We start from the raw sequence: 13,485 nt of genomic DNA, 5'->3' as shown, positions 1-13,485 counted from the left end.
GGTTCACAGATTGCCGCGGGCCGCCTGCTCACGCTCGATGGATTCGAACAGGGCCTGGAAGTTGCCCGCCCCGAATCCGAGCGAACCGTGCCGTTCGATCAGCTCGAAGAAGACGGTCGGCCGGTCGCCGAGCGGTGTGGTGAAGATCTGCAGGAGGTATCCGTCCTCGTCGCGGTCGACGAGGATTCCGCGCTTCTGCAGTTCCTCCACCGGCACCCGCACCTTCCCGATGCGGGCACGCAGCCGCGGGTCCTCGTAATACGCGGCGGGTGTGTTCAGGAATTCGACGCCCTCGGCCCGCAGCGCGTCCACCGTCGCGAGGATGTCTCCGGTTGCGAGGGCCAGGTGCTGGCAGCCCGGCTCACCGTAGAATTCGAGATATTCGTCGATCTGCGACTTCTTCTTTCCCACCGCGGGTTCGTTGAGCGGGAACTTCACCCGATGATTGCCGTTCGCCACGACCTTCGACATCAGCGCCGAGTACTCCGTGGCGATGTCGTCGCCGACGAATTCGGCCATGTTGGTGAACCCCATGACCCGGTTGTAGAACCGTACCCAGTGATCCATCCGGCCCATTTCGACGTTGCCGACGGCGTGGTCGAGCGCCTGGAACAACCGCTCGGGCTTACCCGGTCGCGCCGCGAAACCGCTGGAGCGCGCGACGAACCCGGGCAGATACGGGCCGTCGTACCGGCTGCGGTCGACGATGGTGTGCCGGGTGCTGCCATACGTGGCGATCGCCGCGAGCCGCACGGTACCGAACTGATCCGTGACGTCGCGCGGGTCCTCGAGAATGGTGGCGCCCTGCGAGCGTGCGTGCGCGATGCAGCGGTCGACGTCGAGAACTTCCATGGCCAGGTCCACCACGCCGTCGCCGTGGGCCCGGTGATGGTCCGCGAGAGGGCACTTCGGATCGACGGCGCCGTGCAGCACGAACCGTGCCGACCCGGCCTCGAGGACGAACGACTTGTGCGAGCGCTGACCGGTCTCCGGCCCGGCGTAGGCGACGAGGGTCATGCCCCAGGTGGAGACGAAGTACTGCATGCTCTGCGTCGCGTTGCCGCACGCGAACACCACGGCATCCATCGCAACCACGGGAAACGGATCTGACGCGTCGTCGTGTTCGACGAGCCCGACCAACTGCCGGAGCTCGTCGGTCTCCAGATGTGCGGCCACCTCGCGGGGCGTCAGGCGAATGTCGGCGATAGTCATATCTCACTGTGATCCAGCGCACATCACTGCGCAACGGTGCCTCTTGACGTTGCTCAATCTGTACAGAATGCTGGATGAAAATACGGTCCGACCGTACATATTGACCAGGGACGCCATGAGTATCGATCGGCTCGACGCGGCACTGCTCGACCTGCTCCACGCCGAGCCGAAGGTCGGGGTGCTCGAGGCGTCGAGACGCCTGGGAGTGGCGCGCGGCACCGTCCAGGCGCGACTCGACCGGCTCGAACGCACCGGCGTGATCACCAGTTCGGCACCGACCCTCGACCTGGAGGCCTTGGGGTTTCCGGTGGTCGCGTTCGCCACCCTCGAGATCGCCCAGGGCAACGGGCACGCCGCCGTCGTCGAGCACCTGACCGCCATCCCCGAAGTGCTCGAGGCGCACACGATCACCGGGGCCGGCGACGTCCTGGTCCGCGTGGTGGCGCGCACCCACGCGGACCTGCAGCGGGTGATCAACTCGATCGTCGACGGGCACAACGTATTACGCTCGTCGACCGTCATCGCGACACAGACCCAGATCGCCCTGCGCCACGACCAGCTCGTCCGCGCCGCGGGCCCGCCGCCAACCGTCAGCGGTCCTCGGGACTCAACTCGTCCAGCAGAGAACTGAGCGTGTAGCAGGCGTCGTCGAACCGGTCGTGGCCGACGATGCCGCCCCAATGGTGCTCGATCTCGGCGACCCGCACCGCGGCGTCCTGCAGCGCCTGCCGTCCCCGCGCGGTCGGGACGACCAGTTTCGCCCGCCGGTCCCGCCTGTCCGGAATCCGCTCGACGTACCCGAGGTCCGCGAGATCGTTGATCAGTTCGGACGCGGCGGACAGACTCAGTTCGGCACGGGAGGCGATCTCCGTCAACCGCCGGCCCTCCCAGCCGATGTTGCCGAAGATCTGCAGATGCGGTGGGCGGATGTCGCCGTAACCGCGTTCCGCCATGGGCTCGCTCAACTCCCGGCGGAACTCGTGCAGCAAACGAACCAGCAGCTGCCCCACCGCAGGCCGATCGGACGGCAGACCTCTTGACCGTTCCATGACACAGGAGAATACTACGGTTACCGAAGTTTCGGTTTCCGAAGCAATACTCGACATCACGCACCTGGGGCCTCCCATGGACACACAATCGATCACCCGAACCGTCCCGACGAGCGTCGGGAACCTCGCCGTCCACGTCACCGGCAGCGGACCGCCGACCGTGCTGTGGCACAGCCTTTTCGTCGACTCGACGACGTGGGCGCCCCTGCGCAGCCATCTGGTCGCGAACCGGCAGTTGATCTCGATCGACGGACCCGGCCACGGGGCCAGCACCGCCGAACAGCGGCGGTTCACGATGGAAGAGTGCGCTACGGCGGCAATCGCCGTCCTCGACGCGCTCGACGTCACCGAACCCGCCGACTGGGTGGGAAACGCCTGGGGTGGACACGTCGGACTCGTCGCGGCCGCCGACACTCCCGACCGGTGCCGCACCGTGGTCACCATCGGGACACCGACCCAGGCCCTCACCCGCAGGGAACGCGCCAGGATCGTGCCGATGGTGTGGGCCTACCGCATCGCCGGACCGATTCCACCGCTGACGACCGCGGTGATGAACGTCCTTCTCGGCAAGGACCTTTCACGAACGCACCCGCAACAGTTCCAGGCCGTCTCCCGCACCTTCCGGCAGGCGCCGCGGCGCGGCATGCACGAGGCGATGCAGTCGATCATGCTGCACCGCAAGGGCCTCGACCCTCTCCTCCCCCGGATCGTGGCGCCGACGCTGATGGTCGTCCCCCGCGCAGACACGATGATCTCCCTCGAGCAGGCACGGGCCGCCGCGGCGACGATGCCGCACGCCGCGGCCACCACGGTGGACGGCGCCGGCCACGTCACACCCCTGATCGCCGACCCGGCTGCACTCGCCGGGATGATCACCGCCTTCTGGCGCGATCCCGTGGGATACCTCGCGACGATCAGCACCTCGGCCTGACTCAGCTGGTCCGCGCATGCTTCCGGCAGCGAAGACCGCCCGGCTGATGCCGCGCACGTGTTTCGCCGAGGGGGTCTTGCGTCCGGTTGCCGGGAGCACGGTGTGCGAGTGGAAGGGGCGGGCGGGCTTCTAGGAGTCGCTTCCGGTGATCGTCCTGGTCAGACGCCACACCCACTACGGTGGGACTCGTCCTTCTCCCACGGTGGCAGGTCGTCGACGATCAGGGCAACGATCCACGGCAGGGGAAGGGACGCACCGATGATCGCCACAGCCACCCACGGGTTGCCGGACAGACCGTAGACGACCGCTGACAGCACGAACGCGAGAATTCTCAACGACGACACGATCACGTACTTGCGCACCCGGACCCGGACCCGATGCTGTTGCTCGAGCGACACCGATGCCGTGGTGATGCTGATCGGGTGGCGGGCGGTGCCACTCGGTGCGGAGATCCACCGGAAGGTCGGACCCGTGACGGCGGACCGTGGTGCGTGGGAAAAGTTCACCACACCGGAATACCCAGAGCATTGCCACATGCAACGCCCATCACCGGTGTTTCGGTCGGCCGCAGGAAGGCTTCGGCACCTTCGATGTCCCCTGATCGCCGGACCTGTTCCTCGACCGACATACGCGCCTCACGGCGACGGCTACTGTCGAGTCATGGCCACCACAGCTGACCACCTGAGAAGCACACTCGACGGACGCTGGCGGGAGGTACGCGAGCGCGTCAGGGCGGAACTGTCCGGCTCCCCCGACTTCGCACCGCACTACACCCCCGACCTCGACGAGGCCCGCGCCAAGACGCTGGCGCAGTTGCGTCTGCTCGCGAGCAACGGCTACGCCGCCGACGGATTCGCGAAAGACCACGGCGGCACCGGTGACGCCGGCGCCGCAGTCACGAGCATCGAGATGCTTGCGATGTCGGACCTGTCCCTGATGGTCAAGGCGGGTGTGCAGTGGGGACTGTTCGGCGGCGCGATCGAGAACCTCGGTACCGCGCGCCATCACGAGGCGTACGTGAAGCGTCTCGTCGACCTGGATCTGCTGGGGTGTTTCGCGATGACCGAGACGGGTCACGGCAGCGATGTGCAGGCGCTCGAGACCACCGCCACGTACGACGCGGACGCGGGCGAATTCGTCATCCACTCCCCCACGCCGTCCTCACGCAAGGACTACATCGGCGGGGCGGCGCAGCACGCGACGATGGCGGCCGTGTTCGCGCAGTTGATCACGGGCGGCGAGTCGCAGGGCGTGCACTGCTTCGTGGTGCCGATCCGGGACGAGGACGGCAACGATCTCCCCGGCGTCCACACGTCGGACTGCGGCTACAAGGGTGGGCTTCCCGGCGTCGACAACGGCCGAATCACGTTCGACCAGGTCAGAATTCCGCGGGAGAACCTTCTGAACAAGTACGCCGACGTCGAGCCCGACGGCACGTACACCTCGCCGATCGACAACGCGAACCGCCGATTCTTCACGATGGTGGGCACTCTCGTGCGGGGACGTGTCACGGTGGGCGGGTCCGCCGGCGCCGCCGCTCGCGTCGCATTGTCGATCGCCACCCGATATGCGTTGCAGCGCAGGCAGTTCAATGCCCCGCAGGACGAGGACGAGGTGCTGCTCATGGACTACCTCGTCCACCAGCGCAGGCTGTTCCCGCTGATCGCACGCTCCTACGCGCTGCAGTTCGCCCAGAACGAGCTCGTCGCCAAGATGCACGAGATCCAGAGCAGCGCCGACGCCGACCCCCAGGAACAGCGTGAGCTCGAGGGCCGCGCCGCCGGGCTCAAGGTCGCGAACACCTGGCACGCCACCCGCGCGATCCAGGAAGCGCGTGAAGCGTGTGGCGGTGCCGGGTACATGGCCGAGAACCGTCTCACGGCGCTCAAGGCGGACACGGATGTGTTCACCACATTCGAGGGCGACAACCACGTCCTGACGCAGCTGGTGGCCAAGGAACTGCTCACGTCCTACGCGGACGAGGTGCGCGGCATGAGCCCCGTCGAATGGATGCGCTTCGCGGCCACCACGGTCTCCGACGTCGTCAAGAAACGCACCGCCGCGCAGCAGATCATCCAGACGATCCTCGACACGAGGCAGGACAACGAGGAAGACGGCAGCCTCTTCAACCGCGGCACCCAGCTGACGATGTTCGAGGACCGCGAACAGTACCTGCTCTCGACCGCCGCCCGCCGCCTCCAGGGTGCGCAGAAGCGCGAGGAGAACCCGTTCGACGCCTTCAATTTCGTGCAGGATCACGTGCTGCACGCCGCGCAGGCGCACATCGACCGGGTCGTGCTCGAGGCGTTCGTCGCCGGCATCGACGAATGCGAGGACGACGAGGCCCGCGAGCTGCTGAGCGATGTCTGCGACCTCTACGCGCTGAGCGTGATCGAGGAGGACAAGGCGTGGTTCATGGAGCACCGGCAGCTGTCGGTGGAGCGGTCGAAGGCGGTGCAACGAGGAATCAACGAACGTTGCCGGTCGCTCCGGCCGCACGCGCAGACGTTGATCGAGGGACTCGGGGTTCCCGAGGCGCTACTCGGCTCCGCGATGCTCGACGGTCCCGGGACCGACACCGTCCGCAAGACCCAGATCTTCCGGTGACGAGGACGGCTCGGCGGGTTCGCCCGCCGGGCCGGACCGGAGCCTGCGTACCGAGTCGATCACCAGCAACCCCGCGACCGTCAGCAGTCCGGCGGCGACGGCGATCCACGACCCCGAATACTCGGTTCCCTCGAAGGAGGGTGCACCCGGCGCCACGGGACCGAACTCCGACGTGACCTGGGCGTGGTTCCAACACCACACCGCGGCGACGACGCCGGCCACGGCACCGATCCACTCCGCTGCCACCACCACGGTCCGGCGGTTCATTCCGCCGACCCGCCCGCCGATTTCGCGAGCAGCGATTCGAGCTGTGCGCGCAGTGCCTCGTCGTCCTTCGCCCACGCCTGCACCAGGGCACCGCCCCGCAGTCGCAGTCCGATGCCCCTCCGCCGGCGGGGAACTGCGGACAGCTCCCCCAGACTCCGGGCGGTTTCCCACGGCTGCTGCTCGTACGACTCCGGGTCGGCGTGGGGCATGATCTTCACGATCTCGGTGATCGGCAGGTCCTCGGTGCCCTGCCGCAACGACGACGTCGTGAGTTCGACGCTGGCATGCCTACGGGCGGCCACCACCTGCACGTAGACGAAACCGCTGAGCAGCACCGCGAACAGCGACAGCGCGAACCAGTGCACCACCGGGCCGGTCAGCAATTCGATGATCAGCGCGATCACGCAGAACACCGGACCGAACGCCACCATCCGCCAGCGGGCGCCGGGCTCACTGAACAAGACGGCTGGTTCGCTCACACGCTCATCCTGCGACATCGTGGCCCGCGAGGAAAACGTGAGGCACGTCAGGAGAGGGCGCCCGGGATCACGACGAGCAACAGAGTCAGCAGTACGAAGGCCACGATGATGGCGAACATCAGTGCTTCCTTGCGAGACCCGTGTGCTCGATCGTCAGCGCGCATGGAGAAAAGTCCTTCGGTCGAAATGAAGTCTGCGGTCTGCCCTTGTGACGTACTTCACGGTACATCTTTATGTTTCACGAGCAAATCGAAGCTACTCGGCGGAGGGGGGCAACCTCAGGAAGTAGCTGTTGGAATCCTTGCGGTGCATCAGGACGACGGCGCCGACGGCGACCACGGCCTGGAGGATCTGCACGCCGCCGAGAGCGAGCGCGGTGCCGCTTCCGTCGGATCCGATGCCGAAGAGCACCGGGACGGTCCACACCACCATCATCACGCACGCGATGGTGAGCAGCATCCGGGCCCAGTTGCGGCCCTTACGCATGAAGTGCACGAACAGGAGGAACAGCCCGGTGAGGATCAGGACGAGGACGACCGTGAATCCGATACCCACGTAGAACAGCGACTCCACGCTGTCGCGGCTCATGTCGACCTCGCCGGAGGTGACGCTGGGGTTGTTCATCAGTTCGTCGACGAACGTCGACTTCTCCCCCACCACCAGAACCATCGCGGCCAATGCCTGGATCAGACCGAGCCCGGCCACCGCCCACAGCAGCTGGGCCGCGGTGCCCACGTCGACCGGTGCCGGACGTTCGGGCTTCGGCTGCGGCACCGGCGGGGGGTACGGAAAGTTGTGCGGAGACGGGCCCTGCTGGTGCGGAGCCTGGTGCGGCGGTGTCGGTGGCCACTGCTGGGTCATGGCACTACCGTATCCGCCGGCGAGACGATCACAACCAGCCGGCCGCTTCGGTCGCCCAGTACGTCAGCACGACGTCCGCGCCTGCGCGGCGGATACCGGTCAGCGATTCGAGGATCGCGGCGTCCCGGTCGATCCAGCCGTTCTGTGCGGCGGCCGTGATCATCGAGTACTCGCCCGAGATCTGATACGCCGCAACGGGGACGGGAGAGCGGTCCGCCGTCTCGCGCAGGACGTCCAGGTAGGACATCGCCGGCTTCACCATCACCATGTCGGCGCCCTCCTCGATGTCGAGGTCGACCTCACGCAGCGATTCCCGGCGATTGGCCGAATCCTGTTGGTAGGTGCGGCGATCACCCTGCAACGACGAACCGACGGCTTCACGGAACGGGCCGTAGAACGCCGACGCGTATTTCGCCGAGTACGCGAGCTGACCGACGTCGGTGTAGCCCGTATCGTCGAGCGCCTTGCGGATGGCGGCGACCTGGCCGTCCATCATTCCGCTCGGACCGAGCAGATGCGCGCCTGCCTCGGCCTGCGCGACCGCCATGTCGACGTACCGCTGCAGCGTGAGGTCGTTGTCCACCGCACCGCTCGCGTCGAGAACACCGCAGTGACCGTGGTCGGTGAACTCGTCCAGGCAGGTGTCCGCCATGATCACCGTCGCATCGCCGACTTCGTCTGCGAGCCAGCGCAATCCGCGGTTCAGGATGCCGTCCGGATCGGATGCACCGGAACCCTCGGCGTCCTTGTCGTCGGGACGCGGCACCCCGAAGAGCATGAGTCCACCGAGCCCCGCCTCGACCGCTTCCGTCGCCGCCCGCCGCAGCGAGTCGGGTGTGTGCTGGAAGACGCCGGGCATCGACGAGATCTCACGAGGCTCGTCGATACCGTCCGCGACGAACATCGGCAACACGAGATGCCGTGGCTCGAGTGAAGTCTCGGCGACGAGACGACGCAGGGCCGGTGTCCGGCGAAGCCGTCGCGGTCGGTGGGTCGGGAACAAGGACATGCCCTCCTTCGTCGGGCCTGTGAGTGGTTGACGAGTCCCTGGACTCCTCAACCACTCACAGGCGCGTAGCGCCTATCGCCGAGCGCGGGACTTCTTGCGCGGCGGGGGCAGTGCACCCTCGGCACGCAGGCGCGCGGCGTGCTCGGCGAGAGCCTCCACCAGCGGGCCGACCTGAGCGGTCTCCGGCTGCACGTCCACGCGCAGGCCGAACTCGATGGCCGTCTCGGCGGTCTTCGGACCGATGCAGGCAACGAGGGTGCGCGCGTGCGGCTTTCCGGCGATGCCGACGAGATTGCGGACGGTCGAGGACGAGGTGAAGCAGACGGCGTCGAACCCACCGGTCTTGATCATCTCGCGGGTCTCGGCCGGCGGCGGCGCAGCCCGGACGGTGCGGTACGCGGTGACGTCGTCGATTTCCCAGCCACGTTCGCGCAGGCCCTCGGCCAGCGTCTCGGTGGCGATGTCGGCGCGGGGCAGCAGAACCCGGTTGACCGGGTCGAACACGTCGTCGTACGGGGCGAATTCGGCCAGCAGGCCTTCGCTCGACTGCTCACCGGAGGGCACGAGTTCGGGGTTGATTCCGAACGAGCGCACCTTGGCGGCCGTTGCCTCACCGATGCAGGCGATCTTGACGCCGGAGAACGCGCGGGCGTCGAGCCCGAACTCCTCGAACTTCTCCCACACCGCACGCACCGCGTTGGTGGACGTGAAGACCACCCACTGGTACCGGCCGTCGACGAGGCCCTTCACGGACCGCTCCATCTGCGCCGGGCTGCGGGGCGGCTCGACGGCGATGGTGGGCACCTCGATCGGGATGGCGCCGTGCGTGACGAGACGGTCGCTCATTTCGCCTGCCTGATCCTTGGTGCGCGGCACCAGGACCTTCCAGCCGTACAGTGCGCGCGACTCCCACCAGGACATCTTGTTGCGCTGGGCGACGACCTTGCCGACCGTCACGACCAGCGAACCGACCAGTTCGGAACCGGCCTCGTTCAGCGTCGCGAGGGTTGCCTCCACGGTGCGCTGCTGCCGGGTGGTGCCGCGAACCGTGATGGCGGCCGGAGTCTGCGGAGCCAGGCCGTGCTCGACGAGGGCGCTCGCCGTCTCGGCGAGATGACCCGACGTGGCATGCAGGACCAGCGGTCCGGGTGCGGCGGCCAGGGCAGCCCAGTCGACCTCGCCGCGGACGTCGGCCTCGGTGTGTCCCGACCCCAGTGCCATACCGGCGTAGGACGGGACGGCGGACGCGGACGGCAGGCCCGGCAGGACCTCGAACTGCACCTGGGTGCGGGCGACGGCGGTGACCTCGGCGATCACGGAGTCGGTGGTCAGCGGGTCGCCGGACACCAGACGCACGACGTCGTGGCCGTTTCTCGCCTCGTGGACGAGGGTCTTCGCGACCTCCGCCGGCTCACCCAGTGCGGGACGGACCTCGGCGAGCGGCTCACCGGTCTCGGCGTCGACGCCCAGGTCGGTGCCCACCAGGACCGTGACGCCCTTGTCGACGTCGGGGTCGGTGAAGGCGAGGGTCGCTGCGGCAAGGACGTCCCGTGCGTGCACGGTGAGCAGTGCCGGATCGCCCGGTCCGGATCCCACGAACAGGATTCGTCCGGGGGTGTTCTTACGGACTCGGCTCATCGGTAATTCTCCAGTGCGATCATGTGTCGAGATGGGTACAGGAAGCGGATCGGCCGATCAGTCGGCCTTCGCACATCAAACATCGGCATCACCGGCCTCGGTGACATTCATCAGCTCCCGCGCACCGAGCTCGAGAAGCTCACGCGCGACGGAGCGGCCGAGTTCTTCGGCGTTCTCCGGGGAGCCCACGGCCCCCGTGCGTATGACGTCGGAACCGTCGATGGCTGCGGCGCAGCCCCGGACGGACAGTTCGTCGAAGATGCGGCCGTCGTCGTCGAGTGATTCGACGACCTCGGCGATAGCGCCGACGGGCGCGGTGCAGCCGGCCTCGAGCTCGGCGAGCAGCGCGCGTTCCGCCGTGACGGCGGCGCGGCTGTTCGGGTCGTCGAGCTCCGACAGGATAGCGACGAGCGCCGTGTTCGCCGACAGACATTCGACGGCGAGCGCGCCCTGCGCGGGTGCGGGCAGCATCTGGACCGGTTCGATGGACTCGGTGATCAGGTCCAGTCGTCCGATCCGCGCCAGTCCCGCCCGGGCCAGGACGACGGCGTCGAGTTCGCCGGACTCGACCTTGCCGAGGCGCCGCTGCAGGTTGCCGCGCAGCGGACGGATGTCGAGGCCGAGGCCCAGCGCCCGGAGCTGCGACGTGCGCCGCGGTGCGGACGTGCCGACCTTCGAACCGGCGGGCAGTTCACCGAGGACCAGTCCGTCGCGGGCCACGAGCGCGTCGCGGGGATCCTCGCGCGGCGGAATGGCGGCGATCGTGAACCGTTGGTCGGGGGCGGTCGGCAGGTCCTTGTAGGAGTGGACGGCCACGTCGACGCGGCCGTCGGCGAGCGCTTCCCGGAGTTCGGCGGTGAAGACGCCGACGCCGATCTTCTCCACCGATTCCATGGACTGGTCGCCCTTGGTCTTGATGATGACCAGCTCGGCGTCGTGCCCGGCCGAGATCAGTGCGTCGCGCACGGTTCCGGCCTGGGTGGTCGCGAGCTCACTCCCACGGGTTCCGATCCGCAGCGTACGGGTGCCGACGGCGCTCATGCCTGCGATTCCTTCCCATGGTTGTCGTCTGTGACGAAGCGGCGCAGGCGCGGGTCCTGGCCGGCGATGAAGCCGTCCGTGATGTCGATGGCGCTCAGGTCGGTGGCACCGCCGAGGTCGGTGGGCTTCGCGACGGCCTCGACGGATCCGGGGCTGAGTTCGAACAGCTCACGCAGGGCCGCGGCGTAGGAGTCGCCGCCGGGTGCGGAGGCGAGCTGCTTCACCCGGACGGTGGGCGCGTGGAGGAGCTTGTCGACCACTCGCCGCACGGTGCGTGCGACCTCGTCGCGCTCGGGGTCGTCGAGTCCGGGCAGTCGCGAATCCAGTCGCATCAGTTCCGCCTCGACCACGTCCGCGGCGCGCTGGCGCAGAGCGGTCACGGTCGGCGTGACCTCCGCCAGCCGCTGGCCGGCGAGGTAGTTGGCGAGTTCGGCCGCGACGATCGTCCGGGCGGCGTCGGCGTCGGACGCGGCGGCGCCTGCGGCGGGATCGCGCTGCAGCGATTCCATGTCGAGGACGGTGACCCCGGGCAGACCCGACACGGCGGGCTCCACGTCGCGGGGCAGTCCGAGGTCGCAGATGACGAGGGGGCGTTCGGCGTCGCGGCCGGGCTGTGCCAGCGCGCGGTGGGTGTCCGCGAGCGTGACGACGGCGCCGACCGCGCCGGTACAGGTCACGAGGACGTCCGCCTGGGCCATCGCGGCCGGGAGTTCACTCAGCTCGAGGGCATCTGCCTCCACGCCGTTGGACCGGGCCGTGTCGGCGAGGTGCTCCGCACGCTCCTTGGTGCGGTTCACGACGACGATGCGGCCGATCCCGGCACGCGTGAGGTGCGCGACCGACAGGCCGCCCATGGATCCGGCGCCGACCACGACGGCGGTGCGTCCGGTCAGTCCGCCGTCGCCGACGATGCCGGCAGCCCGGTCGAGGGCCACGGACACGACGGACGCGCCCGCCGAGTCGATGCCCGTCTCCGAGTGCACCCGCTTGCCGACGCGCAGCGCCTGCTGCGCGAGTTCGTGCAGCGTGCGGCCCGCGGCCTGCTGGGCGTCGGACGACGCGTAGGCGGTCCGGATCTGCCCCAGGATCTGCTGCTCGCCGATCACCATCGAGTCGAGGCCGCTGGCCACGGCGAACAGGTGCTCCGCCGCAGCCTCGCTGTAGCGGACGTACGCGTGCCGGTGCAGATCGGTGAGATCCAGCCCGGAGTGGTCGGCGAGCAGTTCGCCGACCTCGGCCAGCGCACCGTGGAACGCATCGACGACGGCGTAGATCTCCACCCGGTTGCAGGTGGAGACGATCATCGCCTCCGAGATGTGCGACGACGCCAGAAGCTTGTCCGTCAGCTTCGGGCGATCGGTGTCGGTGACAGCTACCCGCTCGAGAACCGGCACCGGGGCCGTCCTGTGCGAGACCCCGACAAGCAGAACACTCACGGCGCGATCACTGATCCGTTTCTTGGTGCGGTGGACGGGACAGCCGAATGTCCGATGCGGACGCGGGGAGCGGTGGGGACCGATTCCGTGTTGCGTGCGCTGTTGAACGAGAGAACCTGCATTTCGACCGCGAGGTCGACGCGGCGCATCTCGACGTGATCGGGGACGTCGAGCGAAGTCGGCGAGAAGCTGAGGATGCAGCGCAGTCCGGCGCGCACCAGACGGTCGGCGACTTCCTGCGCCGCCTCGTCGGGCGTCGAGATGACACCGATGGTGGCCTCGAGTTCGGCGCAGGCCTGCTCGAGTTCGTCGACGTGCCGCACGGTGAGGTCGCCCACCGGCGCACCGACCCGCGCCGGATCGCTGTCGAACAGTCCGACCATGGAGAACCCGCGACGGCCGAAGCCGCCGTAGCCGGCGAGCGCCTGGCCGAGGTTTCCGACGCCGACGAGCACCACCTTGTGTCCGCGGTCCAGGCCGAGTGCTCGCTCGATGCGGGCCCGCAGGCGCGTCACGTCGTAGCCGACGCCGCGCACACCGTTCGGCCCCAGAAAGGAAAGGTCCTTGCGGAGCTTCGCGGAACCGACACCGGAAGCGGCGGCGAGTTCTTCGCTCGAGACGATGATCGTGCCGCGTTCCGTCAGCACTCCGAGGACCCGCAGGTACGTCGCGAGGCGCGTCACCGTAGCCTGGGGGATGTCCCGCGATTCGGGGAGCGGAGCCGCGCCGGCGACCGAGGGGGCCGGAGACCCGACCACAGACTGCCCGACCGCCCCCGTGACGCCAGGGGCCACAGACCCATGCGTCTGGTGCGTTTCGGTCACGTCGTTGGCTCCTCGTCCGACCGGCATTCGATGCCGTTCTTCACGATGCTCCGGGGAATTGTTCACACCACGGTAACTGCTTGTGAACCCATGCACAAAGTCGCTGCGACTGCGCGACATGCGGTCCTACC

General features: G+C 68.2%; 14 protein-coding genes. 3 read left to right on the top strand and 11 right to left on the bottom strand.

Going from position 1 to position 13,485, the window contains the following annotated elements; genetic code table 11:
- Nucleotides 1-3: 3 nt before the first annotated feature.
- On the bottom strand, nt 4-1,212 hold the full coding sequence (hppD, locus tag CJ177_RS17050) for a 4-hydroxyphenylpyruvate dioxygenase (protein WP_005252000.1): 1,209 nt from the start codon (nt 1,210-1,212) through the stop codon (nt 4-6).
- Nucleotides 1,213-1,327: 115 nt separating this feature from the next.
- On the opposite strand from hppD, the gene CJ177_RS17045 reads away from it, so the two are divergent.
- Complete coding sequence (locus tag CJ177_RS17045; protein WP_179443234.1) at nt 1,328-1,843, top strand: Lrp/AsnC family transcriptional regulator; 516 nt, start codon at nt 1,328-1,330, stop codon at nt 1,841-1,843.
- Here CJ177_RS17045 and CJ177_RS17040 read toward each other — a convergent pair.
- Nucleotides 1,803-2,261 (bottom strand): MarR family winged helix-turn-helix transcriptional regulator, encoded by a 459-nt coding sequence (locus CJ177_RS17040; RefSeq protein WP_179443233.1) that lies wholly within the window; start codon nt 2,259-2,261, stop codon nt 1,803-1,805. The genes CJ177_RS17045 and CJ177_RS17040 overlap by 41 nt on opposite strands.
- Before the next feature lie 76 nt (nt 2,262-2,337).
- Here CJ177_RS17040 and CJ177_RS17035 point away from each other — a divergent pair, with 76 nt between their 5' ends.
- On the top strand, nt 2,338-3,192 hold the full coding sequence (locus CJ177_RS17035; RefSeq protein WP_095868160.1) for an alpha/beta fold hydrolase: 855 nt from the start codon (nt 2,338-2,340) through the stop codon (nt 3,190-3,192).
- A gap of 158 nt (nt 3,193-3,350) precedes the next feature.
- Here CJ177_RS17035 and CJ177_RS17030 read toward each other — a convergent pair whose 3' ends face one another.
- Entirely contained in the window at nt 3,351-3,698 is a 348-nt protein-coding gene (locus CJ177_RS17030) for a DUF3099 domain-containing protein (protein ID WP_257014565.1), read from the bottom strand.
- A gap of 154 nt (nt 3,699-3,852) precedes the next feature.
- Between CJ177_RS17030 and CJ177_RS17025 the strand changes: the two genes are divergently transcribed.
- Nucleotides 3,853-5,799, top strand: coding sequence for an acyl-CoA dehydrogenase (locus tag CJ177_RS17025; RefSeq protein ID WP_005251993.1), 1,947 nt, complete (start codon nt 3,853-3,855; stop codon nt 5,797-5,799).
- Here CJ177_RS17025 and CJ177_RS17020 read toward each other — a convergent pair.
- The 8 genes from CJ177_RS17020 to CJ177_RS16985 form a co-directional block, all read right to left on the bottom strand.
- Nucleotides 5,731-6,066 carry a hypothetical protein gene (locus CJ177_RS17020; RefSeq protein WP_025433133.1) on the bottom strand — a complete coding sequence of 112 codons (336 nt, stop codon included), beginning with the start codon at nt 6,064-6,066 and terminating at the stop codon, nt 5,731-5,733. The two genes, CJ177_RS17025 and CJ177_RS17020, sit on opposite strands and share 69 nt — an antisense overlap.
- A complete protein-coding gene (locus CJ177_RS17015) occupies nt 6,063-6,545 on the bottom strand; it encodes a hypothetical protein (protein ID WP_025433134.1) in 483 nt (160 codons plus the stop codon). The genes CJ177_RS17020 and CJ177_RS17015 overlap by 4 nt, the downstream gene beginning before the upstream one ends.
- 255 nt (nt 6,546-6,800) lie before the next feature.
- Entirely contained in the window at nt 6,801-7,406 is a 606-nt protein-coding gene (locus tag CJ177_RS17010) for a hypothetical protein (protein WP_095868159.1), read from the bottom strand.
- A 28-nt stretch (nt 7,407-7,434) separates the two neighbouring features.
- Nucleotides 7,435-8,409: a porphobilinogen synthase gene (gene hemB / locus CJ177_RS17005; protein ID WP_095868250.1), complete on the bottom strand. Its 975-nt coding sequence runs from the start codon at nt 8,407-8,409 to the stop codon at nt 7,435-7,437.
- Between the two features lie 78 nt (nt 8,410-8,487).
- Nucleotides 8,488-10,053: a bifunctional uroporphyrinogen-III C-methyltransferase/uroporphyrinogen-III synthase gene (locus CJ177_RS17000; protein ID WP_005251986.1), complete on the bottom strand. Its 1,566-nt coding sequence runs from the start codon at nt 10,051-10,053 to the stop codon at nt 8,488-8,490.
- 75 nt (nt 10,054-10,128) lie between these two features.
- Nucleotides 10,129-11,094: a hydroxymethylbilane synthase gene (gene hemC / locus CJ177_RS16995; protein ID WP_005251984.1), complete on the bottom strand. Its 966-nt coding sequence runs from the start codon at nt 11,092-11,094 to the stop codon at nt 10,129-10,131.
- Nucleotides 11,091-12,530, bottom strand: coding sequence for a glutamyl-tRNA reductase (locus CJ177_RS16990; RefSeq protein ID WP_005251983.1), 1,440 nt, complete (start codon nt 12,528-12,530; stop codon nt 11,091-11,093). Before CJ177_RS16990 ends, hemC begins: the two co-directional genes overlap by 4 nt.
- On the bottom strand, nt 12,527-13,381 hold the full coding sequence (locus tag CJ177_RS16985; RefSeq protein ID WP_007300746.1) for a redox-sensing transcriptional repressor Rex: 855 nt from the start codon (nt 13,379-13,381) through the stop codon (nt 12,527-12,529). Before CJ177_RS16985 ends, CJ177_RS16990 begins: the two co-directional genes overlap by 4 nt.
- Nucleotides 13,382-13,485: the final 104 nt, after the last annotated feature.

This window comes from Rhodococcus sp. ACPA1 (assembly GCF_002300195.1).
Lineage (GTDB): Bacteria > Actinomycetota > Actinomycetes > Mycobacteriales > Mycobacteriaceae > Rhodococcus_F > Rhodococcus_F opacus.
Note: the sequence above shows the minus strand (reverse complement) of the source record. Positions and strands in the feature narration are given on the sequence as shown.

Excerpts from the sequence above, each read along its gene's own strand:
- hppD (WP_005252000.1), bottom strand. The coding sequence starts at position 1,212 with ATGACTATCGCCGACATTCGCCTGACGCCCCGCGAGGTGGCCGCACAT.
- CJ177_RS17045 (WP_179443234.1), top strand. The coding sequence starts at position 1,328 with ATGAGTATCGATCGGCTCGACGCGGCACTGCTCGACCTGCTCCACGCC.
- CJ177_RS17040 (WP_179443233.1), bottom strand. The coding sequence starts at position 2,261 with ATGGAACGGTCAAGAGGTCTGCCGTCCGATCGGCCTGCGGTGGGGCAG.
- CJ177_RS17035 (WP_095868160.1), top strand. The coding sequence starts at position 2,338 with ATGGACACACAATCGATCACCCGAACCGTCCCGACGAGCGTCGGGAAC.
- CJ177_RS17025 (WP_005251993.1), top strand. The coding sequence starts at position 3,853 with ATGGCCACCACAGCTGACCACCTGAGAAGCACACTCGACGGACGCTGG.
- CJ177_RS17020 (WP_025433133.1), bottom strand. The coding sequence starts at position 6,066 with ATGAACCGCCGGACCGTGGTGGTGGCAGCGGAGTGGATCGGTGCCGTG.
- CJ177_RS17010 (WP_095868159.1), bottom strand. The coding sequence starts at position 7,406 with ATGACCCAGCAGTGGCCACCGACACCGCCGCACCAGGCTCCGCACCAG.
- CJ177_RS17000 (WP_005251986.1), bottom strand. The coding sequence starts at position 10,053 with ATGAGCCGAGTCCGTAAGAACACCCCCGGACGAATCCTGTTCGTGGGA.
- hemC (WP_005251984.1), bottom strand. The coding sequence starts at position 11,094 with ATGAGCGCCGTCGGCACCCGTACGCTGCGGATCGGAACCCGTGGGAGT.
- CJ177_RS16985 (WP_007300746.1), bottom strand. The coding sequence starts at position 13,381 with ATGCCGGTCGGACGAGGAGCCAACGACGTGACCGAAACGCACCAGACG.